Source organism: Mesorhizobium montanum (assembly GCF_033977145.1).
GTDB classification, from domain to species: domain Bacteria; phylum Pseudomonadota; class Alphaproteobacteria; order Rhizobiales; family Rhizobiaceae; genus Mesorhizobium; species Mesorhizobium montanum.
Genome location: NZ_JAVIJF010000001.1, coordinates 25,949 through 50,549 on the forward strand (window position 1 = coordinate 25,949; position 24,601 = coordinate 50,549).

A 24,601-nucleotide genomic window follows, 5' to 3' on the forward strand; every position below is an offset into this window, starting at 1 on the left:
TGGCCGCTATGGTCAATTCTGCTGGATCGAAATACCCTTGTTGTCGATCTTGAGCTCGACGCCTTTCGGCTTGGTCTGCTCGCGATAGACATAGATGCCGAGCGCGATGACCACCACGATCAGCGCCCCGATGATGAGATAGAGCGTGTTCTGCCTCATTGCGCCTCCTTGTTGCGGCCGAGTCTCACGCCCGCTTTGAAACTACCAGGAGCAATCGCTTACTGGTCGTCATCGTCATCGGGTGCCGGACGCCAGCTCGTCGGATCGACCTTCTTTTGCGTGTCGCTGTCGGTGTAGACCCACCAGCCGCCGTCGCGATACTGACCGACGGATTCATTGACGACGCCGTCGCCGTCCTTCCACATAATGGTGACCTTCGAGCCGTCCTTCGGCGCGCTTTCGATCGGTTTGCGCTCTGCCATCTCACTCCTCCATGAACCGGTCCCCACCACGAACCGGCAAGAACGCCCTTGGACGCGCCGGTTCCGTCAGCTGTGCGCGAAGATGTCTTCCTCGGCCCAGCCCATCAGGTCGAGCTTGGCGCGCGTCGGCAGGAAACGGAAGCAGGCGTCCGCCTCCTTGGTGCGGTTTTCGCGCGCCAGGCGTGCCGCCAGCACCTCGCGCAGACGGTGCAGGTAAAGCACATCGGAGGCGGCATATTCGAGCTGTTCGGGCGACAGCGTTTCCGCCGCCCAGTCCGAGGACTGCTGCGCCTTGGACAGGCCGATGCCGAGCAACTCGTTGCACAGATCCTTCAGCCCATGCCGGTCGGTATAGGTGCGGGTGAGCCGCGAGGCGATCTTGGTACAGAACACCGGCTCTGCCATGACGCCGAAGGCATTATAGAGCACGGCGATGTCGAAACGGCCGTAGTGAAACAACTTCATTACGGCGTCGTTCCTGAGAAGGCTGACGAGGTTGGGCGCCTCCTTTTGGCCCAGCGCGATCTGGATAACGTCGGCGCTGCCGTCTCCAGGCGAGATCTGCACCACGCACAGCCGGTCGCGATGCGGGTTCAAGCCCAGCGTTTCCGTGTCGATGGCCACCGCCCCGACATTGTAGCGGGCGAGGTCTGGCAGATCGTTCTTGTGGAAGCGGATATCGGCGGTCATTCTCTTCTCCGGATCGCGGCCTGCAGCGCCGCGCATCCCGTGGGATGGCCAAAGGACGCTGCACATGCACTAGAAAGCCCGTCCTCGCCGCGATCCGGAGAAAAATCAACAAAAAGTTGAATGTCACGTCTTTCGTGAAACCGCGCCTCAGCGGGTCAGTGCATCGAGAATGCGCGCCCAGGACCGCTGCCCCTTATGGAAGGAGGTCAACTCGTATTTCTCGTTCGGCGAATGGATGCGGTCGTCGTCGAGGCCGAAGCCGACCAGCAGCGATTCCATGCCGAGATAGGTCTGGAAATCACCGACCACGGGAATGGAGCCGCCGCCGCCGGTGGTAACGGCCTGTTTCGCCCATTCGTCGGACAGTGCGTCCTTTGCCTTGGTCAGGAACGGCGAGTCGTAAGAAAGCTGGATCGCCGGCGAGCCGCCATGCGGATGGAACTCGACCGAGCAGTCGCCGGGGATGCGTTCGCGCACGAAGGCCTGGAAGGCGGCGCGGACCTTCTTTGGATCCTGCTTGTGAACGAGCCGGAACGACACTTTCGCCGACGCCTCCGCCGCGATCACCGTCTTGAAACCTTTGCCGGTATAGCCGCCGATGATGCCGTTGAATTCCGCCGTCGGTCGCGCCCAGGTGAGTTCGAGCACCGAGCGGCCCTTCTCGCCGGCCGGAATGGAGAGGCCGACCGGTCCGAGGAAGGTCTCGGCGGTCTCGCCGAGCCCTTCCCAGGACTTCAGCACTTGCGAAGGCGTCTCCTCGACGCCGTCATAGAACCCTGGAATGGTGACCCGGCCACCCTTGTCATGGATGTCGGCCAGGATCCCGGCCAGGATGCGGATCGGGTTGGCGGCGGCGCCGCCATAGAGTCCCGAATGCAGGTCGCGGCTGGCCGCCTTGACGGTGACTTCCTCGCCGACCATGCCGCGCAGCGACACGCAGATCGACGGCGTTTCGCGATCCCACATGCCGGTATCGCAGACAAGCGCGAAATCGGCCCTCAGCTCGGCGGCGTTCGCTTCCAGGAACGGCTTCAGCGACGGCGAACCGGATTCCTCTTCGCCTTCGAACAGGATGGTGACGCGGCAAGGCAGATTGCCATGCACCTGCTTCCAGGCGCGGCAGGCCTCGACGAAGGTCATCAACTGCCCCTTGTCGTCGGCCGAGCCGCGACCGGTGATTACCTTGCGTCCAGGCTCGATCTCCTTGATCGACGGCGCGAAGGGATCGCTCTCCCATAGTTCGATCGGATCGACGGGCTGCACGTCGTAATGGCCGTAGAACAGCACATGCGGCGCGCCGGCCGGCCCCTCGTGATGCGCCACGACCATCGGATGTCCGGGAGTGTCGCGCAGACTGGCGTCGAAGCCGACCAGCTTGAGCTCTGCGACCAGCCATTCGGCTCCCTTGCGGCAGTCGGCGGCAAAGGCCGGATCGGTGGAGATCGACCTGATGCCGAGCAGGCCGAAAAGCCGCTCCAGGCTCTGGTCGAGATTCTGGTCGAGACGGTCGAGGACGGGGGAAATTCTGGACATTTTTTCAGCCTTTCGATTCTGGCCAGACCCTAAAGGCACGAGCAAAAAACGCAAAGCCGTGATCGTTGGACCACGAGTTCTGCCGTCGGTAATACGTAGGCTGCAGGGCAAAAAAAGAACCGCCGTGGTGGAGGGGGAACCACGGCGGTCTTTACTCGAAACGATGCGGCAGCCCGGAGAGGGGGGATAGGCTGCCGCAATTGCCCGGGATAGGCGGGGGACGGGCCTTACTCCGGACTTCGGCGAAAACTGCCGATAACAGCTATTTGGGTCCCCGAACATGGCGATTCAAGGGCACGATAATTACACTTTTGTAACATACCCGTGAGCGGTCGGATTCTAACGCGTGTCGCCCAAACCGTGCAGCGGTTCGAGAAACCGCCATGCATCGGAAACATAGGCTGATCGTGTCGCCTGAATCCCTTTCAGCGCGACGCGCTTGAACGGGAGGATCTGTCAGGGGCGTTGCTGGAACCCGTGGGTCGCGCAGCCTTTGGCATGGACCGCGGCGCCTGGCCGCGCTATCCCTGCCGGCATGAAAAAAGGCGATCATCTCTTTCTTGTCGACGGCTCCGGTTACATTTTCCGCGCCTATCACGCGCTGCCGCCGCTCAACCGCAAATCCGACGGTCTGCCGACCAGCGCCGTGCTCGGCTTCTGCAACATGGTGTGGAAGCTCGTGCAGGACGCCCGCAATACCAGTGTGGGCATTGCGCCGACGCATTTCGCCGTTATCTTCGACTATTCCTCGAAAACCTTCCGCAGCGATCTCTATCCCGAATACAAGGCCAACCGCTCGGCGCCACCGGAGGACCTGATCCCGCAATTCGGGCTGATCCGCCAGGCGACCGTGGCCTTCAATCTGCCCTGCATCGAGACAGAAGGCTTCGAGGCCGACGACATCATCGCCACCTATTGCCGGCTCGCCTGCGAGGTTGGTGCCGACACCACCATCGTCTCATCCGACAAGGACCTGATGCAACTCGTTGGCCCGACGGTCCGTATGTACGATCCTATGAAGGATCGCCGGATCAGCATCCCCGAAGTGATCGAGAAATGGGGCGTGCCGCCCGAAAAGATGATCGACCTGCAGGCGCTGACCGGCGACTCGGTCGACAATGTGCCGGGCGTGCCCGGCATCGGCCCGAAGACCGCGGCGCAATTGCTGGAACAGTTCGGCGACCTCGACGGGCTCCTGGCGCGCGCCGGTGAGATCAAGCAGGACAAGCGGCGCGAGACCATCATCGCCAATGCCGACAAGGCGCGCATCTCGCGCGAGCTGGTGACGCTGAAGAACGACGTGCCGCTGAAAGAGGGGTTGGACGACCTGGTCCTGCATGAGCCGGACGGGCCGAAGCTGATCGGCTTCCTCAAGACGATGGAATTCACCACGCTGACCCGCCGCGTCGCCGAGGCGACCGCGACCGAGATCGGCGACGTCCAGGCTTCCGCCGTTACCGTCGAGCGGGCCGATTCCGCGCACGGCCCCGATGTCGGCGCCGGCGCGCCGCCCGTGCCAAGGCAGGCCACGCCCACGCAAAACGACGCGGCGAAGCCAACCACAAGGGGCGAGGACGCGCCGCCGCAAGGCGACACCCCTTCCCTGCTCTCTGCCCTGCGCTTGGAGCAGGCGGCCGCTCGCAGGATCGACCCTTCGGCCTATAGCGCCATTCGCGATGCGGCCGCGCTCAAGGGCTGGATTGCCGAAGCTCGCGATGCCGGCATCCTCGCATTCGACGCCGAGACCACCTCGTCCGACCCGATGCAGGCCGATCTGATCGGCCTTTCCATGGCGATCGCGCCGGGCCGCGCCGTCTATGTGCCGCTCGTCCACAAGAGCGGCAATGGCGACCTGCTCGGCGGCGGCGTGCTGGACAACCAGATCTCGGTCCGCGAAGTGCTGGCGCTGCTCAAGCCGCTGCTCGAGGACCGGTCGGTCCTGAAGATCGTGCAGGACACGAAATACGACATCGTCGTGATGAGCCGGCACGGCATCGACGTCGCGCCGTTCGACGACACGATGCTGATCTCCTACGTGCTCGATGCGGGCACCTCCGGCGGTCATGACCTCGCCTCGCTGTCGGAGAAGTGGCTGGGCCACGCGCCGGCTGTGAAAAAGGCGCTTGCCGGCTCGGGCAGGAGCGCCGTCGGCTTCGACCAGGTCGATATCGAGCGCGCGACCGCCTACGCAGCCGAACAGGCCGACATTGCGCTGCAGCTCTGGCAGGTGCTGAAGCCGAGGCTGGCCGCCAAGGGGCTGGTTTCCGTCTATGAGCGGCTGGAAAGGCCGCTGGTGCCCGTGCTTGCCCGCATGGAGCAGCGCGGCATCTCCGTCGACCGCCAGATCCTGTCCCGGCTGTCGGGCGAGCTGGCGCAGGGCGCCGCCCGCGTCGAGGAAGAAATCTACGGCATCGTCGGCGAGCGCATCAACATCGGCTCGCCCAAACAGCTCGGCGACATCCTGTTCGGCAAGATGGGCCTGCCTGGCGGCTCCAAGACCAAGACCGGACAATGGTCGACTTCGGCGCAGCTTCTGGAGGACCTTGCCGCCGAAGGCCACGAGCTGCCGCGCAAGATCGTCGACTGGCGCCAGCTCACCAAGCTGAAATCGACCTACACCGACGCGCTGCCCGGCTTCATCAATCCCGGCACCAATCGCGTGCATACCTCATATGCGCTCGCCGCAACCACGACCGGTCGGCTGTCGTCCTCCGATCCCAATTTGCAGAACATTCCCGTGCGCACGGCCGAAGGCCGCAGGATCAGGACCGCCTTCATCGCCGAAAAGGGCCACAAGCTGGTCTCGGCCGACTACAGCCAGATCGAGCTGCGCGTGCTTGCCCATGTCGCCGAGATCCCGCAGCTCAAGCAGGCCTTTGCCGACGGCGCCGACATCCACGCCATCACCGCGTCGGAAATGTTCAACGTGCCGGTCGAAGGCATGCCTTCGGAAGTGCGCCGCCGCGCCAAGGCGATCAATTTCGGCATCATCTACGGCATCTCGGCCTTCGGCCTCGCCAACCAGTTGTCGATCCCGCGCGACGAGGCCGGTGCCTACATCAAGCGGTATTTCGAGCGCTTCCCGGGCATCCGCGACTATATCGAGGAAACCAAGGCCTATGCGCGCGAAAACGGCTTCGTCGAGACCATCTTCGGCCGCCGCATCCACTATCCGGAGATAAGGTCGTCCAACCCGTCGATCCGCGCCTTCAACGAGCGCGCCTCGATCAACGCCAGGCTGCAGGGCACCGCCGCCGACATCATCCGCCGCGCCATGGTGCATATGGAGGAAGCGCTGGACAAGGCGAAGCTGTCGGCCCGCATGCTGTTGCAGGTGCATGACGAGCTGATCTTCGAAACGGTGGAAGCGGAGGTGGAGGCCACGATCCCGGTGGTGCGGCGCGTGATGGAAAACGCGCCGATGCCGGCGGTCTCGATGTCGGTGCCGCTGCATGTCGACGCGCGTGCTGCGAACAATTGGGACGAGGCGCACTGACGCCTCACGTTCGTTCGTTCTCCACGGGCGGAGCAAGGAGCGAGGCGACGCGGCGAAGACCCGAGGAGGACGAAGAAGGCCTTAAGCTGCCTCAGCCCTGCACTTCGCGCACACACCGCGAAACTCGATCACCGCCTTCTTCGCGGCAAAGCCCGTCGAGCGTACCCACTCGTCGAGGCGATGGTCGACATCGTGATCGGACATCTCGGTTACCTGGCCGCAATTGTCGCAGATGGCGAATGCGGTCATCGAATGGCTGTGATCGTGCGGTTCGGCGCAGGCGACGAAGGAGTTGAGGCTTTCAAGCCTATGCACGAAACCGGACTTCACCAGCGTATCGAGCGCGCGATAGACCTGCAACGGCGCGCGGAAACCGCGCTCGCGCAACTGGTCGAGCAGCGTATAGGCGCTGAGCGGCCCGCTTGACGCCTCGAGCTTCTCGAGCACGCAGAGCTGGTTCTTGGTCAGCGCATCCCTAGCCGTCATCTTGTTCGCCCGATCGACGCTCGCATGCGACCGCGCATGCAAAGAACTTCAATTTCCCCTGAGATAGCGACGAACGCGTGATTTTGCCACTGTTTCCGCAGCGCGTGATGGCTGCGCGCGCGGCGCGACGATGGTTCGCCGGCTAAGCGCTACTTGCGCGGCGGCCCTTTGCGCTCCGCGGAAGCGGCCCACAGGTTGATGTCGGACTCGCGCGCGTAGCTGTCGATTTCGGCAAGTTCGGCATCGCTGAAGTCGGGCGCCTTGAGCGCGCCGACGCAATCCTCGACCTGTTCCGGCCGGCTGGCGCCGATCAGCGCCGTGGTTACCCTGCCCTTGCGCAGCACCCAGGCCAGCGCCATCTGCGCCAGCGTCTGGCCGCGGCGGCCGGCAATGGCGTTGAGCGCCCTGATATTGGCGATCGACTGGTCGTTGATGAAGGCCGGCCGCAGCGACTTGCCCTGGCTGGCGCGGCTGCCCTCGGGAATGCCGCCGAGATATTTGTCGGTCAGCATGCCTTGCGCCAGCGGCGAGAACACGATCGAGCCGATGCCCAGCCCTTCCAGCGTGTCGAGCAGCCCGTCATCCTCGACCCAGCGGTTGAGCATCGAATAGCTCGGCTGATGAATGAGGCAGGGCGTGCCGAGCCGCCTCAATATGTCGGCGGCCTCGCGCGTGCGCTGCGAGTTGTAGGACGAGATGCCGGCATAGAGCGCCTTGCCGGAGCGCACGGCATGGTCGAGCGCACCCATCGTCTCTTCCAGCGGCGTCTCGGGATCGAAGCGGTGCGAATAGAAGATGTCGACATAGTCGAGCCCCATCCGCTTCAGGCTCTGGTCGAGGCTGGCCAGCACATATTTGCGACTGCCCCATTCGCCGTAGGGACCGGCCCACATCTCGTAGCCCGCTTTGGTCGAGATGATCATCTCGTCGCGATAGGCGGCGAAATCGGTGCGCATGATCTCGCCGAACGCGGTCTCGGCCGAGCCGGGCGGCGGGCCGTAATTGTTGGCGAGATCGAAATGCGTGATGCCGAGGTCGAAGGCCTTGCGCACGATCGCCTGCTTGGTCCTGTGCGGCGTGTCGTTGCCGAAATTGTGCCACAGCCCGAGCGAGATCGCCGGCAACTTCAGGCCGGACCGTCCGCAGCGGTTGTAGATCATTTTCTCATAACGGCTCTCGGCGGCGACATAGGACATGTGAATCCTCGGGATCGGGGCGGCGCAGCGGTCGCCGCATAGAGAAATTGAATCGATGCTTGCCCCTCATCCTTACCCTCTCCCCGTCGAAACGGGGAGAGGGGTGTTGCCACCTAGTTTTTCTTGGCCAGCAGCGCCTTCGCGGCCTTGATGCCAAGCGCGGCCGGCCGTTCACAGGTCGTCTGCATGGCGACATATTTGCCGCTTTCGCCCGAACGCAGGATGCCGGTCATCACATCGACCGCATGCAGCGCCAGCTCCATGGAGCAACGGTGCGGCCGCCCCTCGGTTATGGCAACGGCCATGTCGGCAAGGCCAGCTGTACGGTAGTTCGCCATCATGCCTTGGCCATGCATTTCGTTCAGCACGCCGAACGGATGGTTCCACTTGGGCAGCTTCTTAACCGGCTTGGCGCTGTCGGTGAAGCGCACATCGCCGCCGAAGAAATTCGGGTCCGGGACGAAGACGGTACCCAATTCGCCATAGAGCTCCATCGGCGCGTGGCCATGGCTCCAGACGTCCCAGGAGGTGTTGAGTGTGATCACCGCGCCGTTCGCGAACTCCAGCAGCGCGTGGATGGTGGTCGGCGTGTTCACCGGGATCTTTTCGCCCGCCCGAGGTTTCGACGAGATCGTCCGTTCCTTCGCCGGCGTCGTCGCGAAAGCCGCCACCTGCTTCACCGGCCCGATCAGCTGGATCAGGTTGGTGACATAATACGGCCCGATGTCGAGCACCGGTCCGGCGCCCGGCTGGAAGAAGAAGTCCGGATTGGGGTGCCAGTGCTCCATGCCGTGGCCCATCACATGGCAAGTGCCGCTGGTGATCGCGCCGAGCTTGCCGCTGTCGATCAGCTCGCGCACCAGCTGATGCGCGCCCCCGAAAAAAGTGTCCGGCGCCGACCCGATACGCAGCCCTTTCTTCTCGGCCCGTTTCTTGAGATCAAGTCCTTCCTCGATCGACAACACGAACGGCTTTTCCGAATAGACATGCTTGCCGGCGTCGAGCACCGCTTTCGACACCTCGTAGTGCACCGCCGGGATCGTCAGGTTGACGACGATGTCGATTTCGTCGTCCTTGAGCAGGTCGTCAACCGTCTCCGCGCGCAGCTTGAACTCCTTTGCCCGCGCCTTCGCGGCATCCATGTTGAGATCCGCGCAGGCCCGCATCTTGATGCCGCGAAACAGCGGCGCCAGCGAGAAATACGCCTTCGAAATGTTGCCGCAGCCGATGACGCCGACGCCAAGCTTCTTTGCCATTTCGATTACTCCTGCCAGCTCTTGGCTGCCGCGATCGAACGCCGGGCATAACGCTCGATGTCGTTCGGGTTGTCCTGCTCCATGATGAAATACTGCGCCGAACTCTTGGCGCGCAATGTCTTGAACAGGCCCGCCCAGTCGATCGTGCCATGGCCGACATCCGACCAGCCGTCCTCGTCAAGCCCTTCGCCGGGCTTGGCTATGTCCTTGACGTGAACCGACGCAATGCGCTTGCCGTGCTTCTCGATCCAGGGCAGCGGATCGGCGCCGCCGCGCACCACCCAGGCGACGTCCATTTCCCAGCCGATGTCCGGCGCGGCTGAGAGAATATGGTCCTGCGGCAGCGAGCCGTCGGCAAGCGCCTTGAACTCGACATCATGGTTGTGCCAGGCAAAGCTGTAGCCGGCCTTCTTGGCGGTCTCGCCTACCTTGGCGAGACGCTCGCCGAAGCCGCGCCAGCCGGCGGCGTCGGACGGCCGCGCATCGGGCATCAGATAGGGGCAGATCAAGAGCGTGATGCCCAGCGCGTCGGCGATCTTGCGCACGCCGTCGAAATCATTTTCCAGCGCATCGATCGAGAAATGCCCGGTCGGCATGGCAAGCCCGTTCTTGTCGAGCTCGGCGCGGAAGGCTTTCGGGTCGTCATAGACGCCACCAAAGCCTTCGACCTGGCTGTAGCCGAGTTCGCCGAGCATTTTGACCACGCCGTTCCATGGCTGGAAATTGCGCGCGCTGTAGAGTTGGAATGACCAGTTCATCTGTCCTGTCCGTTCTGTTGGTCTTGGGAGGTTAAAGACGGTTGCCGGTTTGAGCGTCGAAGAGCGAGGCGCGCAACGGATCGAAGCCGATGCCGACCGTATCCCCGTTCTTCGGCGTGCGTTCGGAGGTGACGCGTACGGTGAAGTTCTGCTGGCCGAGTTTCAGCCAAACGAGCGTGTCGGAACCCATCGGCTCCACGACCTCGACATTGGCCGTCGCGGCGAAGGGCCAGCCCGTGCCGCTGTTGAAGGCGACATGCTCGGGCCGGATGCCGAAGACCGCGGGCCCCGGCACAGGCTCCTTCTCGAAGGCATAGGTTGCAAGCGGGATGCGCAAATCCTCGACGGCAAAGTGCCAGTCGCCGCTGTCCTTTACCAACTTGCCGTCGATGAAATTCATCGCCGGCGAGCCGAGGAAACCGGCAACGAAGCGATTGACGGGGCGGTTGTAGATGGTCTGCGGCGCGTCGAGTTGCTGGATCACTCCGCCCTTCATCACCGCGATGCGATCTGCCAGCGTCATCGCCTCGATCTGATCGTGAGTGACATAGATCATGGTGTTCTTGAGCCTACGGTGCAGCAGCTTGATCTCGACGCGCAGTTCCGAACGCAGCTTGGCGTCGAGGTTGGAGAGCGGCTCGTCGAACAGGAAGACATCGACGTCGCGCACCAGCGCGCGCCCGATCGCCACGCGCTGGCGCTGGCCGCCGGAAAGCGCCGAGGGTTTGCGCTGCAACAGCGGCTCGATCTGCAGGATCTCGGCGGCGCGCGCGATGCGTTTGGCGATCTCGTCCTTCGGCACGCCGGCGACGCGCAGGCCGAAGGAAAGGTTCCTCTCGACCGTCATCTGCGGATAGAGCGCGTAGGACTGGAACACCATGCCGATGCCGCGGTCCTTCGGCTCTTCCCAGGTGACGTTCTTGCTCTTGATGAAGATGCGGCCGTCCGAAATGTCGAGCAGGCCGGCGATGCAGTTGAGCAAGGTCGACTTGCCGCAGCCCGACGGCCCGAGCAGCACGATGAACTCGCCGTTGGCGACATCCAGATTGAGCGTCTGCAGCACTGAGACGGCGCCGAAATTGAGCGACAGGTCCTGGATCGAAACGCTGGGATTGGCGATTTCAGCTGCCATCATCATCCTTTCACCGCGCCGGCGGCGATGCCGCGCACGAAGAGCTTGCCTGAAATGAAGTAGACGATGAGCGGAACGAGGCCGGTCAGGATGGTGGCGGCCATGTTGACGTTGTATTCCTTCACGCCCTGCACCGAGTTGACGATGTTGTTGAGCTGCACCGTCATCGGATAGGTGTCGGGGCGCGTGTAGACCACGCCGAACAGGAAGTCGTTCCAGATGCCGGTCACCTGCAGGATGATGGCGACGACGAAGATCGGCAGCGACATCGGCAGCATGATGCGCAGATAAATGCTCCAGAAGCCGGCGCCGTCGACACGCGCGGCGCGGAACAGCTCCTCCGGCATCGATGTGAAATAGTTGCGGAAGAGCAGCGTCAGGATCGGCATGCCGAAGATCGAATGGACGATCACCAGGCCGGTCAGCGTTCCGTAGATGCCGATCTCGCGCAGGATGATGACGATCGGATAGATCATCACCTGGTAGGGGATGAAGGCGCCGACGATCAGGATGATGAAGAAGGTGTCGGCGCCCTTGAAGCGCCAGTTGGCCAAAGCATAGCCGTTCACCGAGGCGATCGCGATCGACAGGATCACCGACGGCACGGTGATGCGCACCGAATTCCAGAAACCGCGCGAAAGCCCGTCGCAATTGAGCCCGGTGCAGGCGGTCGCCCAGGCTTTCACCCAGGGCTCGAAGGTGATCTCCACCGGCGGCGAAAAGATGTTGCCGAGGCGGATCTCCGGCATGCCTTTCAGCGACGTGACGATCATCACGTAGAGCGGCAAAAGATAATAGAGCGCCACGACGACAAGGGTGCCGTAGAGAAAGATATTGCGGCGCGACAGCACGCGCCGCGGCTTCGGCCCGCTCGGGCCGGCAGCATCGCGCAGCGCTTGGGCGCCGATCGGCAGGGAGGCGACGTCAACCACGCTTGCCGCCTCCGAATTCAAGATAAGCCCACGGCACGATGACGACCACCACCGACAGCAGCATCATAGTCGAGGCGGCGAAACCCTGGCCGAGATTCTGGGCGAAGAACATGTAGTCGTAGACATATTTCGCCGGCACTTCGGAGGCGATGCCGGGGCCTCCACTGGTCTGCGCCACGACCAGGTCGTAGACCTTGACGATCCCTGCGGCGATGATCACCAGCGTGGTAATGAAGACCGGCCGCATCATCGGGATGACGATGAAGAGATACGTCTTCCACATCGGAATGCCGTCCACCCGCGCGGCCTTCCAGATGTCTTCGTCGATGCCGCGCAGGCCGGCGAGCATCAGGCACATGATCAGCCCCGTGCCTTGCCAGAGCGCCGCGATCGAAATGCCGTAGATGACGATGCTGGAATTGTAGAGCGGGTCGAAGCTGAAGCTCGTCCAGCCGAGGTCGCGCACCACGCGCTGGACGCCGAAATCCGGATTGAGCAGCCACTGCCACACAAGTCCGGTGACGATGAAGGACAGCGCGAACGGATAAAGGAAGATGGTGCGGAACGTGTCCTCGAAGCGGATCTTCTGGTCGAGAAGAGCGGCAAGCAGGAAGCCTATGACCAGCGAGAACACCAGCGAGATCGCGCCGTAGATCAAAAGGTTCTCGATCGAAACCAGCCAGCGCGATGTCGACCAGAGCCGGTGGTACTGGTCGAGCCCGACGAAATTGAGCCGCGGCAGCAGCTTCGAGTTGGTGAAGGAATAGAGCACCGTCCACGCCGTGCCGCCGACGAAAACCACAAGCGCGGTCAGGATCATCGGGATCGATGCGATTTTCGCGTTGAGGTTACGGAAAATCTGGCTGGGGCGTTCGCTGTTGCTCATCTCGGCAGCCGGACTGGGACAATGAGGACGTCGTGCTCCCGACCCCGGATAGGCAGGGGCCAGGAGCTGGCGGGGGCGCCGTGGATCAGTCGGCCGAGCCGATGATGTCGGCGAAGCGCTTCTGCGCCTCTTCGAGCGTCATGTCGGGCTTGGCGAAGAATTCGGAGAACAGGTCCTCCTTCTGCTTCTGGCTGTCTTGCGAGAGCAGTTGGTCCGTCCACGGGATGACCGCGCCCTTGGCGAGGATGGCGAGGCCTTTCTTCATGCAGTCGTTCGCCGTGTTGAGGTCGACGTCGCCGCGCACCGGCAGCGAGCCCTTCTTGAGGTTGAAGGCGACCTGCGTCTTCGGAGCGAGCAAGGTCTCGGCCAACACCTCCTGGGCCTTGGACTTATCGGCATCCTTGAGCAGCGGGAAGTAGAAGGCGTCGCCGCCGGTGGCGATGACCTCGTTCAGGCCGAGCCCGGGCAGGCAGGTGTAGTCCTTGCCGGCGGTCTTGCCGGCGACCTGGAATTCGCCCTGCGCCCAGTCGCCCATGATCTGGCCGCCGGCCTTGCCGGTGATGACCAGATTGGTCGCCTGGTTCCAGTCCTGGACATTGGTGTTCTTGGCCATCTTGCGGGCGTCGTCGGCTGCCTTGAACACCTTGGCGACCTCGGGACCGGCGGCAAACTTGGCGTCCTTGTCCTTGTAGACCTTGAGGAAGGCGTCGGTGCCGCCGACCGCGGCGAGCAGCACGTCGAAAGCGCCGGAGGACTGCCAGGGCTGCCCGCCGACGGCGAGCGGGATGATGCCGGCTTTTTCCAGCGCCGGCGCATCCGCGACGAATTCATTCCAATCTTTCGGGACAGCCAGGCCGGCCTTCTGGAAAGCCTCGTTCGACAGCCACAGCCACTGCCAGGAATGGATATTGACCGGCACGCAATAGATCTTGCCGTCGATGGTGCACGAGTCGAGCAAGCTCTTCGGCCGCACCACTTCCGTCCATTTGCCCTTGGTCGCGATATCTGTGAGGTCGCGCATCAGCCCGGCCTGGACGAGCTCCTCCGCCTGCCGGCCGTGGTTGAACTGGGTGGCGCCCATCGGATCGCCGCCGGTGATGCGGCTGATCATGATCGGCCGCGCCGTGCCGCCGGAGCCGGCGATGGCGCCGTCGACCCAATGATTGCCGGTCGCGTCGAATGCCTTGGCTAGCTCGGCCACCGCCGCCGCCTCGCCGCCTGAAGTCCACCAGTGGGTGACTTCCAGGTCGGTCGCGGCCGCCGGACCGGCGAAGTTGAGTGCGACCGTCGCGGCAAAAGCAGCGGTCAGGAATTTGTATCGCATTTCGGCTTCCTCCCAGAATCTGAAACGTTACAGATTTTCGATACGGCAAATAATCCGCATAGGCAACCCCTCGACTCCAGGTCGACCGAGATTTTTCGGAACGCGAACAAAATCTTTCTTCGGAGGCGGCAGTGTCAGCGTCTCAGCGGTCGATTGATGCCAAAAGCAGGCCCTGGATCGACATTTCTTTGTGATTCCAGCGACTTTCGGTTCATTTCCACTCCCGCAATGCAAAGGTCGCAGCCTTGCTGGTCACTCACGAATATTGGCAATCTGTAACGTTTCAGTATATTGGACAGGCCGCAGGCTAAGGATCGCGCAAATGTAAACGCCGCACGATTGCCGGTCAGCCCCGCGGCTGCTATGCGCCTGACGGGCGGGACGAATGGATAGACGGGTAACGAAGAAGGACGACGACACGTCGGGCACGGAGCGGCCGACGCTGAAGACGCTTGCCTTCATGACCGGTCTCGGCGTCACGACGGTGTCACGCGCGCTTAAGGACGCGCCGGAGATCGGTGCCGAGACCAGGCGCCGCGTCCAGCTCGTCGCCAAGCAGATCGGCTATCGCCCGAACCGCGCCGGCGTCAGGCTGAGAACAGGCAAGACCAACGTCATCTCACTTGTGCTGAACACCGAGCATGAGATCATGAGCTTCGTCTCGGACATCATCTACGGCGTCACCGAGGTCATCGCCGACACGCCCTACCACCTGATCGTCACACCCTATTCGCGCTCGCAGGATCCGCTGGACCCGGTTCGCTACCTTGTGGAGACGGGCTCCGCCGATGGCGTCATCATTTCACGCACGCAGCCCAACGATCCGCGGGCCCGCTACATGCTGGAGCGCGGCATTCCGTTTGCCACGCATGGCCGCACCGACATGGGGCTGGTGCATCCCTATCACGACTTCGACAATTACGCCTTTGCCGGTGAAGCCGTCCGCTCTCTCGCCGGCAAGGGCCGCAACCGGCTTGCCCTTGTGACGCCCCCGGTCGGCCTCACCTACTACGGCCATACGGTGAACGGCTTTGCCGACGCGCTGAGCGACGTCGGCGCCAGCGAGGTGCCGTTCAACACCGTCTCGATCGACCACACGATCGAGCAGATAAGGATGCGCACCGCGCAGCTGATGCGGCGCGACAACCGTCCGGACGGCATCGTCAGCAGCTCCGCCGCCGCGACACTCGCCGTCGTCGCCGGCATTGAGGACGCCGGGCTGAAGCTCGGCCGCGACGTCGACGTCGTATCGAAACAATCGTCCGAGCTGCTGCATCTGTTCCGGCGGGAATTGCTCGTCGTCAACGAAAACTTCCGGCTGGCGGGCTCCGAGCTCGCCCGCGCCGTGCTCGGCTGGATCGGCGGCGCCGACCCAGGTTCGCTGCAGTCGCTCAGCACGCCGAGCGAGGTGCTGCCTTATCGGGGTTAGTGCCCCGCACCACTGCCCCAGGGGCCGTGGAACGCGCCCTGCTCGCCGGTGCGCTCGAAGCCATGCGCGCCGAAGAAGTCGCGCTGCGCCTGGATCAGGTTCGACGTGCCGCGGCCCTGGCGGTAGCTGTCGAAATAGGCAAGCGCCGACGACAGGGCCGGCACCGGCGAGCCGGCCTCGGAGGCCCTGGCCACGATGTGCCGCAGCGACGGATGCGCCTCCTTCATCATGGCGATGAAGGCCGGCGCCATCAAAAGATTGGTCGAAGCGCCACCCGACCCAAAGGCCTCGGCCATCGTGTCCAGCATCTGCGAGCGGATGATGCAGCCGGCGCGCCAGATCTTGGCGATGGTCGGCATCGGCAGGTTCCAGTTGAATTCCTTGGAGGCGCCGCTCATCACGGCGAAGCCTTGCGCGTAAGCCGCGATCTTGCCGGCAAACAATGCCAGCTCCAGATCCTTGAGCAGCGCGGCCTTGTCGCCGGAGATCCTTTCGACACCGATATTGCCATAGGCCTTTTCGGCCGCCTGCCGCTCATCCTTGATCGAGGACAGCACGCGTGCCGCGACCGCTGCCTCGATCGCCGTCGCCGGTATGCCGAGCTGCTGTGCCTCAATGACCGACCATTTGCCGGTGCCCTTCTGGCCGGCGCGGTCGAGGATGATGTCGACCACCGGCTTGCCGGTCTTGGGATCGTCGGCAGCCAGCACCTTGGCGGTGATCTCGATCAGGTAGGAGTTGAGCCGGCCCTTGTTCCAGCTCTCGAAGACCTTACCGATCTCCTTGGGCTCCATGCCGAGACCGTCACGCAGGATGCCGTAGATCTCGGCGATCATCTGCATGTCGGCATATTCGATGCCGTTGTGGATGGTCTTGACGAAATGGCCAGCGCCGTCGGTGCCGAGCCAGGCGGCGCAAGGCTCGTCCCTGAACTTGGCCGAGATCGCCGTCAGCACGTTCTCGACGCGCTTCCAGGAGTCCTCCGTGCCGCCGACCATGATCGACGGCCCGTGGCGCGCGCCTTCCTCGCCACCCGACACACCCATGCCGATGAAGGTCAGGCCCGAGCCGGACAGCTCCGAGAAGCGGCGCATCGTGTCGCGGAAATTGGCGTTGCCGGCATCGATGACGATGTCGTTGTCGGAGAGCACGCCGCGCAACGCCGCGATCTGCTCGTCGACCGGCTTGCCGGCCAGCACCATGATGATGATCGGCCGCGGCGGCCGGATAGCCGCGGCGAGTTCTTCGAGGCTGTAGCACGGCACAACCATGTCCTTCAGCGGACCGGCGCTTTCGACGAAGGCGTCGGTGCGGGAGGAGGTGCGGTTGAAGACGGCGATGCGGTGCCCGTGCTCGGCGATGTTAAGCGCCAGGTTGGAGCCCATCGTGCCAAGGCCGATCAGGCCGATTTCGGCTTTTTCCATCGTTTCCTCCCTGCTTTCGGATCTTTTGTTGACGGCCGCGTTTTGAAACTTGGCCCATTTCTTCCCAAGATGAATGACGGGCCTTCGCGACGGCGTCAACCGCCTCGCCGAATTGTGTCATTGAGAGATGGTCAGGCTACTCGGAGCGAACCTCTATTGGGGCTTCGATCTTCACCATCTCGAAATCCGAGACGAGAATATCGAGCCTGGCGTTCCAGCGGCCGGGCAGTGGGATGACGAGATTGTCGACACGCCAGGTACCATCGCCGGGTTTTCTCGCCGGCCGCTTGATCGGCTCGATGCCGGAATCCGGCTTCGACAGCACCAGCGTTACCGCCTTGGCGTCCAGCGGTCCGAAATCGCCGGTCATGATCACCATCGAGGCGGCGACCTCGCCGGCATGGCCGGGCGTGATGCTGAGATCGGCCATCGCCTTCAGCGTGTGGATGTGGATCGACACCGGCTGCGCGGCGGCGATGGCCAGCGCGCGCGGAGGCGGGGTGAAGCGCCATCCGGCGGCGACGCCGAAGATGGCGAGCACGATCAGCATCTCGATGCCGATCGAGCGCACCAGTCGCCGCTGCACCTCGGTATCGCCGGCCTCGGCGGGCGCTGTCAGCGTCCAGCGGTTGACCGCGGCAAGCGTGAACAGGAAGAGCAGCAGAGCCAGCTTGAGCAGCAGCAGGCGGCCATAGGCCGTGTGGATCAGTGCCGCCGGTTCCCGCACCTGGATGATTGCCAGCACGATGCCGCTTGCGGCAAGCACGGCGACGACTGGCAGGATCACGCGCGAAAACCGGCCGAGGAACGCGCGTGCTTCGGCCGGCTGCTGCCGCAATGCAAGACCGAGCGGCGCCAGCGAGCCGGCCCAGAAGGCGATTGCCGTGCCGTGCATAAACACCAGAGGCCGCGTCAGCCATTGCGGTTCGGCGGCGCTGGCGTGACCGCTCGCGGCAAGAGCGGCGCCGACGCCGAGCAGTGCTGCACTTGCCGGCAGCTTGCGAAGACCCGACGGTCCGGCAAGCGACAATAGAGCGAGGCCAAGCGCGATCAGGCCGATCAGCACCGTCCAGACGAAGCTCGTCGCCAGCGCGGTCTTCCAGACCGTCGGCGCCGCGAACCGGGCGAGCGGCGCGCCAAGCCCGTCCAGCCCCTGGAGGCCGAGCGACACCGGCGCCCCGACGAGGCCGAAAAGCAGTGCCGCGGCGACAAAGCGCTGGCCGCGGCGCCGATCCCCGGCCAGCCAGGCGAGCGCGAACGCGCCGCCGACGCCGAGAAAAAGGCCGGCATAGAGAAGCAGCTTGGCCGCCCAGATCGCCGTGCGAAGCGTCCAGTCGACGGTTTCGCCCGCCACCGGCGCGGCACTTGGCGCGCCTATGGAAAAAAGTGCCGAACCGCCGACCGGATGGCCGTCGACCGATACCACCCGCCAGCTCAGCACATGCGTGCCGGATTTGAGCGTTTCGGGATTGTCGATCTCGACCGTAAGGTCCTTGAGGCGGAAGGATGTGAGCGCAAGCTGCGACCCGTCGGGCCGCACAAGCGTCAGAACCAGCGGCGAGACCGGCTCGCTGAAGGTCAGCGAAAATTGCGCGGGACCTTGCATCAGCACGGCGCCGTCGGCCGGGTCGGTCGCGACAAGGGCCGCATGCGCGAAAGCGCGGCCGGGGACGGCCAGCACCGCCAGCGCCATGAGCGCCGCGAACAGCCAGGCGAGCAGGCCGGTATGCGTGCGGATCGTCGAGGAAGACTGCACTGTGCTCATGTCGTCGTAACAGGAAATGGTGGCGCGCCCCGATGGAGCGCGCCAACAGGAGATCATTTCTTCGGCAGCAGTTTGATGCCGGGCGCCGGATTATCCAACGCGTCTTCATCCTGGCCCGCCGCCGGGATCTCGATCCAGCGATCGGTCGCCTCGCCGCACTCCTGCACCACAGGGAAATAAAGCATCTGGCCGGCCGGCAGATCAGCCGCCAGCGAAACGCGGAACACGAACTCGTCATAGAATTCGTCGGGCAGGTTGCCGCCGCTCCAGTCCACTTCCTTCACGCCCGTTGTCAGCGTCTCGCCATAGAGCTGATAGGGTTTCTCGTACTTGCCCTTCTTGGTCTGCAGCGTCCAGCCGGGCTTGGGCATCGGCTTCACCGCAATGACGCCTTCGGGAATCTGCACGCGCACGGCAGTCGTCGCCTTGCCCTCGCAGCCATGCGGCACACGCAGGACGGCCTTGTAGGTCGAGCCGACAGCGGCCTCCTGGATCTCCAGCGTGATATGGGCGAACGCGGCATTCGTGCCGAACGCGAGAAGCGCGCCCGTGGCAAAAAGATAGTTCTTCATGAATGAATTGTCCCTCTGATTCTAGATGGCGCGTCAGTCAGCGTGATCCATGTCCATGTCGTCCGTGTCGCCCATGCCTTCGACAAGGAACTCGACTTTGACGCTGCCGGCCTTCTCGAAGGTCAGCGTCGCGGGGAATTTCTCGCCCTGCTTTGGCTGCCGCTTCAGGCCGGTGAACATCAGATGGTAGGCGCCCGGCTTCAGCGCGACCTTGCCGCCGGCCGGAATCTCCAGCCCGCCCTCGACCGGCCGCATGATCATGACGCCGTCCTTGACGCCCATCTCATGCAGTTCGGCCTTGTCGGAGATATCGGAGGAGATCGACAGCAGCCGGTCCGGCGCGCTGCCCTTGTTGATCACGGTGAAATAGCCGCCAGCCACCTTGGCCCCGGGCGGTGTTGCCCGCGACCAGGGATGCTCGATCTCGAGATCGCCGACCTTGAATTCATGCGCGCGGGCGCCGGGAACGCAGGCAAGCAGGAGAAAGAGAACGAATAGGGCAAGGCCAAGGTGTTGGAGGTCGAATGGCGGCGCGGCGCGACCGGAATAGGCCTGTGCCCTGGGAAGAAGATTGGACATGGTTGCTCCATGAATATGAGGATCACGCCGCTTTGCGGCCGCGAACAGTCTGATCTTTGGATGAATACGCCCGCGAAAAGTTTCCGCGGATCAGACCATTACCGGCGGCGCGCGCGGATTGGCCGGAGAACGGTCGCGGGCGAAGTCCTGGTGCCGAAAGGCTGGAAATTGGAAGGCGACGTTTTCGAAAATCCGGGTTCTGGTCAGCGCGCCGGCAACCGGCGGCGGCAGATTCGCCGGCGAGACCATGTTGCAGCCGAGCGAGCAGCAGGCCGGCATATGCTGTTGGTGCGGATCGCCGCCGGGGAGTTTTACGGCCCCTTCATGCGTGCAAATGACGTTGCCGAAAGCATCGAACTGCGAAGGCGCGCCGAAGGCGAAAGCGCCGAGAGAGGACTGAAGCAGCAAGAGCAGCGCCGCGACGAACGCGGCCGGCATGCTCCATCGTCTCAGCCGGATATCCAACGCAAGTCCCCTCTCCTGGAAACGCGTCGACCCTAACACGGACGATGCGGCCGGAAAATCGGCAAAACCGCGCTGCGGCAACGCGGCGCGATGGGCACCTGCCAAATGCGCGATGGGCACCTGCCAAATGATTGTGCACTTGTCAGGCGGGCTGCGCCTGCCGTCCTTCGGGAATGGAGGTCAGCAGCGTCTGGCGCGCCGACTTCAGGTGCTTGCGGCAGGCGGCATCCACCTTGACGGGATCGCGCGACTTCAGCGCGGCAATATAGGCGAGATGCTCTTGGACCGCGACCTCGTTGCGCTGGCGCTCCTCGGCCTTGTTCCACTGGTAGTGGTAGTGGAAGATCATCGCGATCACATCGTAGAAGTCGACGATGAAGCGGTTGTGGGAAGCGCGGTGGATCAGCCGGTGGAAGCGCTCGTCGAGTTCGGAAAATTCGTTGAAGCGCGTGGCGATCTCGCTGGCGAGCTGGCGGTGTTGGACCTCCAGCATGTCGAGGTCTACCCAGACCGCGCTATCCTCCGGCAGCGCGGCGAAAGCCGCCGCCGAGCGCAGCTCGAACATCTCGCGTATCTCGGTCAGCTCTAGCGCGAAGGCGCGCGTGAAACCTTTCAGCACCCAGTGGCTGTTGCGCCGCTTCTCGATCAGCCCGAAGCGCGAGAAGCGGATCAGGAATTCGCGCACGCTGGTGGTGCCGACGCCGATCTCGCGCGCCAGCTCCAGCTCGTTGATTTGCATGCCGGCCTCGGCGCCCTCGGCGAGCAGGCGCCGCATGAAGGAGCGCTCGATGATCTCGGCCAGCGAGTCGGTCTCCTCTTCGGGGAAGAAATCTTCCGGCCGCGGCGCACGCAGCACCGTCTTGTTGCGCTTGTTCCAGTCAATCAGCCCGGTCTCCTCCATGCGCGCAAGAATGCTGCGCACGGTGGTGCGGCTGACGCCGAGCAGCGTGCCGAGCTCAGGCTCCGATGGCAGGCTCTTGTTCTCGTCGAGCAGCCTGAGGCAGCGGTTGAAGGCGTCCTTGTAGACATTGTTGCTCTTCGACATGCCCCGTATCCCCCAACGCTTGCGGCGGCCTGCCGGAAGCGCGATATGATCGGTGTTTCTAGCGCAAGCCTCCGAAAAGCGAACGTTTTTCGCCGGCTTGCCAAATGGGCAACCGCGGGCCTCTATGAGGCGCGAGCCACCCGTGGTGAAAAAACAATTGACGCAAAAATGTTTTTTCACGATAAAAGACATTACCTTTAAACGGGCGCAAGTCAATCCGCCCGCCCTCCCAGGATCCACCCAGGACAACCGCCCGTGAACGTCGCAAACACCATCCTTCTTTCTCCCGCCGACAATGTCGCCGTCGCCAACGGCCGTCTCGAGATCGGCACTATATTGCCGGGCGGCGCCGCCGCGGCGGCGGTGATCGAGCCGGGCCACAAGGTGGCGATCAAGCCGATCGCGGCGGGCGAAGCAGTGGTGAAATACGCGCAGGCGATCGGCCGCGCCACGCAGGACATCGCGGCCGGCGAGCATGTCCACTCGCACAATCTGGTGTTCGAGAGCGGCCGCCTGCCGGTGGTGCCGCCGAGCGAGGCCGAGCACGCCACCGCGGCCGACCGCAAGCGCACCTTTATGGGCTATCGCCGCGCCGACGGCCGCGCCGGCACGCGCAACTTCATCGGCATCATCGCCAGCGTCAATTGCTCGTCGACCGTCTGCCATGCCATCGCCGACGAAGCCAACCGCACGCTGCTGCCGAAATATCCCGGCATCGACGGCTTCGTGCCGATCGTGCATGGCCAGGGCTGCGGCATGAGCGCCACCGGCGACGGCATGATGGTTCTGCACCGCACGCTCGCCGGCTATGCGCGCCACCCGAATTTCGGCGGCATCCTAATGGTGGGGCTGGGCTGCGAGGTCAACCAACTCACCCTTTACGGCCAGAAAGGCGCCGCGGCGGGCAAGCGTCACTTCAACATCCAGGAAGCCGGCGGCTCGCGCAAATCGGTCGAGAAGGCGATGGGTGTGCTGGCCGAGATCGCCGAGGAAGTCGGCCATTTGCAGCGCGAGCCGATCCCGGTCAGCGAGATCGTCGTCGGCCTGCAATGCGGCGGCTCGGACGGCATGTCCGGCATCACGGCAAATCCGGCGCTGGGCGCGGCTGTCGATATCCTGGCCGGCTGCGGCGGCATCGGCATACTGTCCGAGACGACCGAGATTTACGGCGCCGAGCATCTGCTTGCCTACCGCGCGGCATCGCCCGAGATCGCCGCCAAGCTCGACGGCTATGTGAAGTGGTGGGAGGACCATACCGCCAAGCACGGTGCCTCGATCGACAACAACCCCTCGCCCGGCAACAAGCGCGGCGGCCTGACCACCATCCTGGAGAAGTCGCTTGGCGCGGTTGCCAAGGGCGGCCAGACGCCGCTCAATGGCGTCTTCGGCTATGCCGAGAAGGTCTCAGGCAGCGGCCTGGTGTTCATGGACACGCCCGGCTACGATCCGGTCTCGGCCACCGGCCAGGTCGCGGGCGGCGCCAATGTCATCGTGTTCACCACCGGCCGCGGTTCCTGCTTCGGCTGCCGGCCGACGCCGTCGATCAAGGTCGCCACCAATTCGACCATGTATCACCAGATGGAAGAGGACATGGACGTCAATTGCGGCGTCATCGCCTCGGGCGAGAAGACCATCGCCGGCATGGGCCGCGAGCTCTTCGAGCTGATCATCGAGACCGCGTCCGGCCGCAAGACCAAGAGCGAGGCGTTCGGCTATGGCGACAACGAGTTCGTGCCCTGGCATCTCGGCGCAACGCTTTAGTCCGCGGACCATTATCGCGGCGGAAGCGCTGCCGACCTTCATAATCCTACGATTCAACGAGGGAATGAATATTCCATATTGACAGAATAGTGGAATTAATGTTCCATCTCGACAAGGAGGAACGGAAGCACCTGTGTGTGCTGCCAGGGAAGAGCCGGCAGAGCCGAACAAGCCCCAACCAGCATCACGCAAATGGCACCAGACACCGCTTGCATCGACCATGGCGATGCACTATCAAAAAGCGGCATCTGTTTTTTATTGATAAAGTTCCGTTTGGGCCGCGCCTATCCAGATGGAGCTTCCGAACCTTCACCAGGCGACTTTAGGGAGGAACCTAAATGAAATTCGTGACCAGCCTTCTCAACCGCCGTGCTTTCGTGGCTTTAGCCGCCGCTTCGATGCTTGCCGGCGCGATGCATTCCGCCCCCGCCTCGGCGGCCGACGTGACCATTCCGATCATCGTCAAGGACACCACCTCCTTCTACTGGCAGATCGTTCTGGCCGGCGCCCGCAAGGCCGGCAAGGATCTCGGCGTCAACGTGCCGGAGCTCGGCGCCCAGGCCGAGACCGACGTCAACGGCCAGATCTCGATCCTCGAGAACGCCGTCGCTGGCAACCCGGCCGCCGTCGTCATCGCGCCGACAGAAGCCAAGGCGCTCGGCAAGCCAATCGATGAGGCGGCCTCCAAGGTCAAGGTCATCGGCATCGATTCCGGCGCCGACTCCAAGGCCTTTACCTCGTTCCTGACCACCGACAACGTTCAGGGCGGCCGCGTCGCCGCTGACGGTCTGGCTGCCGCGATCGGCGCCGCCAATGGCGGCAAGGTCGAGGGCAAGGTTGCGCTGATCACCGCGCTGCCAGGCGCCGGCTCGCTCGAGCAGCGCGCCCAGGGCTTCAAGGAACAGCTCAAGGCGAAGTATCCCGGCCTCGAGCTCGTCGCCGACAAATACGCCGATGGCCAGGCCACGACCGGTCTTAACATCGCGACCGACCTGATTACCGCCAATCCGGACCTCAAGGGCATTTTCGCCTCCAACCTGATCATGGCGCAGGGTGTCGGCCAGGCGATCGCCGAGAACAACCTTGCCGGCAAGGTGGGGCTGATCGGCTTCGACAGCGACGAGAAGCTGATCAAGTTCCTCAATGACGGCGTCATCTCCGGCCTCGTCGTCCAGGATCCGTACCGGATGGGCTATGACGGCATCAAGACCGCGTTGGCCGCCTCGAAGGGCGAGAAGGTCGAGGCCAATGTCGACACCGGCGCGAACCTCGTCACCAAGGCCAATATGAAGGACCCGAAGATCGACGCGCTGCTCAACCCGAAGCTCAAGTAAGCATCGTGACTTATCGTTTCCGGGGCCTGGCGCCCCGGAAACATCCGCCACCAGCGGCTTCCATCAAGATGCGCACCTGAAGACGCATCGCTGCGTACCCAAAAACGGTTGAGACC

22 protein-coding genes are annotated in these 24,601 nt (G+C 63.6%); 4 read left to right on the top strand and 18 right to left on the bottom strand.

Annotated features, from left to right (window positions below; genetic code table 11):
• Positions 1 to 12: 12 nt before the first annotated feature.
• From RFM68_RS00140 to RFM68_RS00155, 4 genes are all read right to left on the bottom strand, one after another.
• Positions 13 to 159 carry a hypothetical protein gene (locus tag RFM68_RS00140; RefSeq protein ID WP_320230634.1) on the bottom strand — a complete coding sequence of 49 codons (147 nt, stop codon included), beginning with the start codon at positions 157 to 159 and terminating at the stop codon, positions 13 to 15.
• Positions 160 to 218: 59 nt separating this feature from the next.
• Positions 219 to 422, bottom strand: coding sequence for a hypothetical protein (locus RFM68_RS00145; protein WP_320230635.1), 204 nt, complete (start codon positions 420 to 422; stop codon positions 219 to 221).
• Between the two features lie 66 nt (positions 423 to 488).
• Entirely contained in the window at positions 489 to 1,112 is a 624-nt protein-coding gene (locus RFM68_RS00150; protein ID WP_320230636.1) for a ribonuclease D, read from the bottom strand.
• 147 nt (positions 1,113 to 1,259) lie between these two features.
• Positions 1,260 to 2,645 (bottom strand): M20/M25/M40 family metallo-hydrolase, encoded by a 1,386-nt coding sequence (locus RFM68_RS00155; RefSeq protein WP_320230637.1) that lies wholly within the window; start codon positions 2,643 to 2,645, stop codon positions 1,260 to 1,262.
• A 535-nt stretch (positions 2,646 to 3,180) separates the two neighbouring features.
• Between RFM68_RS00155 and polA the strand changes: the two genes are divergently transcribed.
• The gene (gene polA / locus RFM68_RS00160) at positions 3,181 to 6,141 is read left to right on the top strand and encodes a DNA polymerase I (RefSeq protein WP_320230638.1); all 2,961 of its coding nucleotides are present in this window, start codon (positions 3,181 to 3,183) and stop codon (positions 6,139 to 6,141) included.
• Between the two features lie 81 nt (positions 6,142 to 6,222).
• On the opposite strand, the gene RFM68_RS00165 is transcribed toward polA, so the two are convergent.
• The 8 genes from RFM68_RS00165 to RFM68_RS00200 form a co-directional block, all read right to left on the bottom strand.
• On the bottom strand, positions 6,223 to 6,627 hold the full coding sequence (locus tag RFM68_RS00165; RefSeq protein ID WP_041003614.1) for a Fur family transcriptional regulator: 405 nt from the start codon (positions 6,625 to 6,627) through the stop codon (positions 6,223 to 6,225).
• A gap of 149 nt (positions 6,628 to 6,776) precedes the next feature.
• Positions 6,777 to 7,823, bottom strand: a complete 1,047-nt coding sequence (mgrA, locus tag RFM68_RS00170) for an L-glyceraldehyde 3-phosphate reductase (RefSeq protein ID WP_320230639.1) — start codon at positions 7,821 to 7,823, stop codon at positions 6,777 to 6,779.
• A 113-nt stretch (positions 7,824 to 7,936) separates the two neighbouring features.
• Positions 7,937 to 9,079: a Gfo/Idh/MocA family protein gene (locus RFM68_RS00175; RefSeq protein ID WP_320230641.1), complete on the bottom strand. Its 1,143-nt coding sequence runs from the start codon at positions 9,077 to 9,079 to the stop codon at positions 7,937 to 7,939.
• Positions 9,080 to 9,084: 5 nt separating this feature from the next.
• Positions 9,085 to 9,837, bottom strand: coding sequence for a sugar phosphate isomerase/epimerase family protein (locus tag RFM68_RS00180; protein ID WP_320230642.1), 753 nt, complete (start codon positions 9,835 to 9,837; stop codon positions 9,085 to 9,087).
• 31 nt (positions 9,838 to 9,868) lie between these two features.
• The gene (locus tag RFM68_RS00185; protein ID WP_320230643.1) at positions 9,869 to 10,969 is read right to left on the bottom strand and encodes an ABC transporter ATP-binding protein; all 1,101 of its coding nucleotides are present in this window, start codon (positions 10,967 to 10,969) and stop codon (positions 9,869 to 9,871) included.
• 2 nt (positions 10,970 to 10,971) lie between these two features.
• Positions 10,972 to 11,901: a carbohydrate ABC transporter permease gene (locus RFM68_RS00190; RefSeq protein WP_320230644.1), complete on the bottom strand. Its 930-nt coding sequence runs from the start codon at positions 11,899 to 11,901 to the stop codon at positions 10,972 to 10,974.
• A complete protein-coding gene (locus RFM68_RS00195) occupies positions 11,894 to 12,787 on the bottom strand; it encodes a carbohydrate ABC transporter permease (protein WP_320230645.1) in 894 nt (297 codons plus the stop codon). Before RFM68_RS00195 ends, RFM68_RS00190 begins: the two co-directional genes overlap by 8 nt.
• 85 nt (positions 12,788 to 12,872) lie before the next feature.
• Positions 12,873 to 14,111: an ABC transporter substrate-binding protein gene (locus RFM68_RS00200; RefSeq protein WP_320230646.1), complete on the bottom strand. Its 1,239-nt coding sequence runs from the start codon at positions 14,109 to 14,111 to the stop codon at positions 12,873 to 12,875.
• Between the two features lie 385 nt (positions 14,112 to 14,496).
• Between RFM68_RS00200 and RFM68_RS00205 the strand changes: the two genes are divergently transcribed.
• Positions 14,497 to 15,540, top strand: a complete 1,044-nt coding sequence (locus RFM68_RS00205; protein WP_320230647.1) for a LacI family DNA-binding transcriptional regulator — start codon at positions 14,497 to 14,499, stop codon at positions 15,538 to 15,540.
• On the opposite strand, the gene gnd is transcribed toward RFM68_RS00205, so the two are convergent.
• From gnd to RFM68_RS00235, 6 genes are all read right to left on the bottom strand, one after another.
• The gene (gnd, locus tag RFM68_RS00210; RefSeq protein ID WP_320230648.1) at positions 15,537 to 16,964 is read right to left on the bottom strand and encodes an NADP-dependent phosphogluconate dehydrogenase; all 1,428 of its coding nucleotides are present in this window, start codon (positions 16,962 to 16,964) and stop codon (positions 15,537 to 15,539) included. The two genes, RFM68_RS00205 and gnd, sit on opposite strands and share 4 nt — an antisense overlap.
• A gap of 136 nt (positions 16,965 to 17,100) precedes the next feature.
• The gene (locus RFM68_RS00215) at positions 17,101 to 18,729 is read right to left on the bottom strand and encodes a copper resistance CopC/CopD family protein (RefSeq protein ID WP_320230649.1); all 1,629 of its coding nucleotides are present in this window, start codon (positions 18,727 to 18,729) and stop codon (positions 17,101 to 17,103) included.
• A 53-nt stretch (positions 18,730 to 18,782) separates the two neighbouring features.
• On the bottom strand, positions 18,783 to 19,301 hold the full coding sequence (locus RFM68_RS00220; protein WP_320230650.1) for a YcnI family copper-binding membrane protein: 519 nt from the start codon (positions 19,299 to 19,301) through the stop codon (positions 18,783 to 18,785).
• Positions 19,302 to 19,334: 33 nt separating this feature from the next.
• Positions 19,335 to 19,880 (bottom strand): copper chaperone PCu(A)C, encoded by a 546-nt coding sequence (locus RFM68_RS00225; RefSeq protein ID WP_320230651.1) that lies wholly within the window; start codon positions 19,878 to 19,880, stop codon positions 19,335 to 19,337.
• Positions 19,881 to 19,970: 90 nt separating this feature from the next.
• A complete protein-coding gene (locus RFM68_RS00230) occupies positions 19,971 to 20,318 on the bottom strand; it encodes a hypothetical protein (RefSeq protein ID WP_320230652.1) in 348 nt (115 codons plus the stop codon).
• A 169-nt stretch (positions 20,319 to 20,487) separates the two neighbouring features.
• Entirely contained in the window at positions 20,488 to 21,390 is a 903-nt protein-coding gene (locus RFM68_RS00235; RefSeq protein WP_320230653.1) for a GntR family transcriptional regulator, read from the bottom strand.
• Between the two features lie 255 nt (positions 21,391 to 21,645).
• Between RFM68_RS00235 and RFM68_RS00240 the strand changes: the two genes are divergently transcribed.
• Positions 21,646 to 23,151 (top strand): UxaA family hydrolase, encoded by a 1,506-nt coding sequence (locus RFM68_RS00240; RefSeq protein ID WP_320230654.1) that lies wholly within the window; start codon positions 21,646 to 21,648, stop codon positions 23,149 to 23,151.
• Positions 23,152 to 23,489: 338 nt separating this feature from the next.
• The gene (locus RFM68_RS00245) at positions 23,490 to 24,485 is read left to right on the top strand and encodes an ABC transporter substrate-binding protein (RefSeq protein ID WP_320230655.1); all 996 of its coding nucleotides are present in this window, start codon (positions 23,490 to 23,492) and stop codon (positions 24,483 to 24,485) included.
• Positions 24,486 to 24,601: the final 116 nt, after the last annotated feature.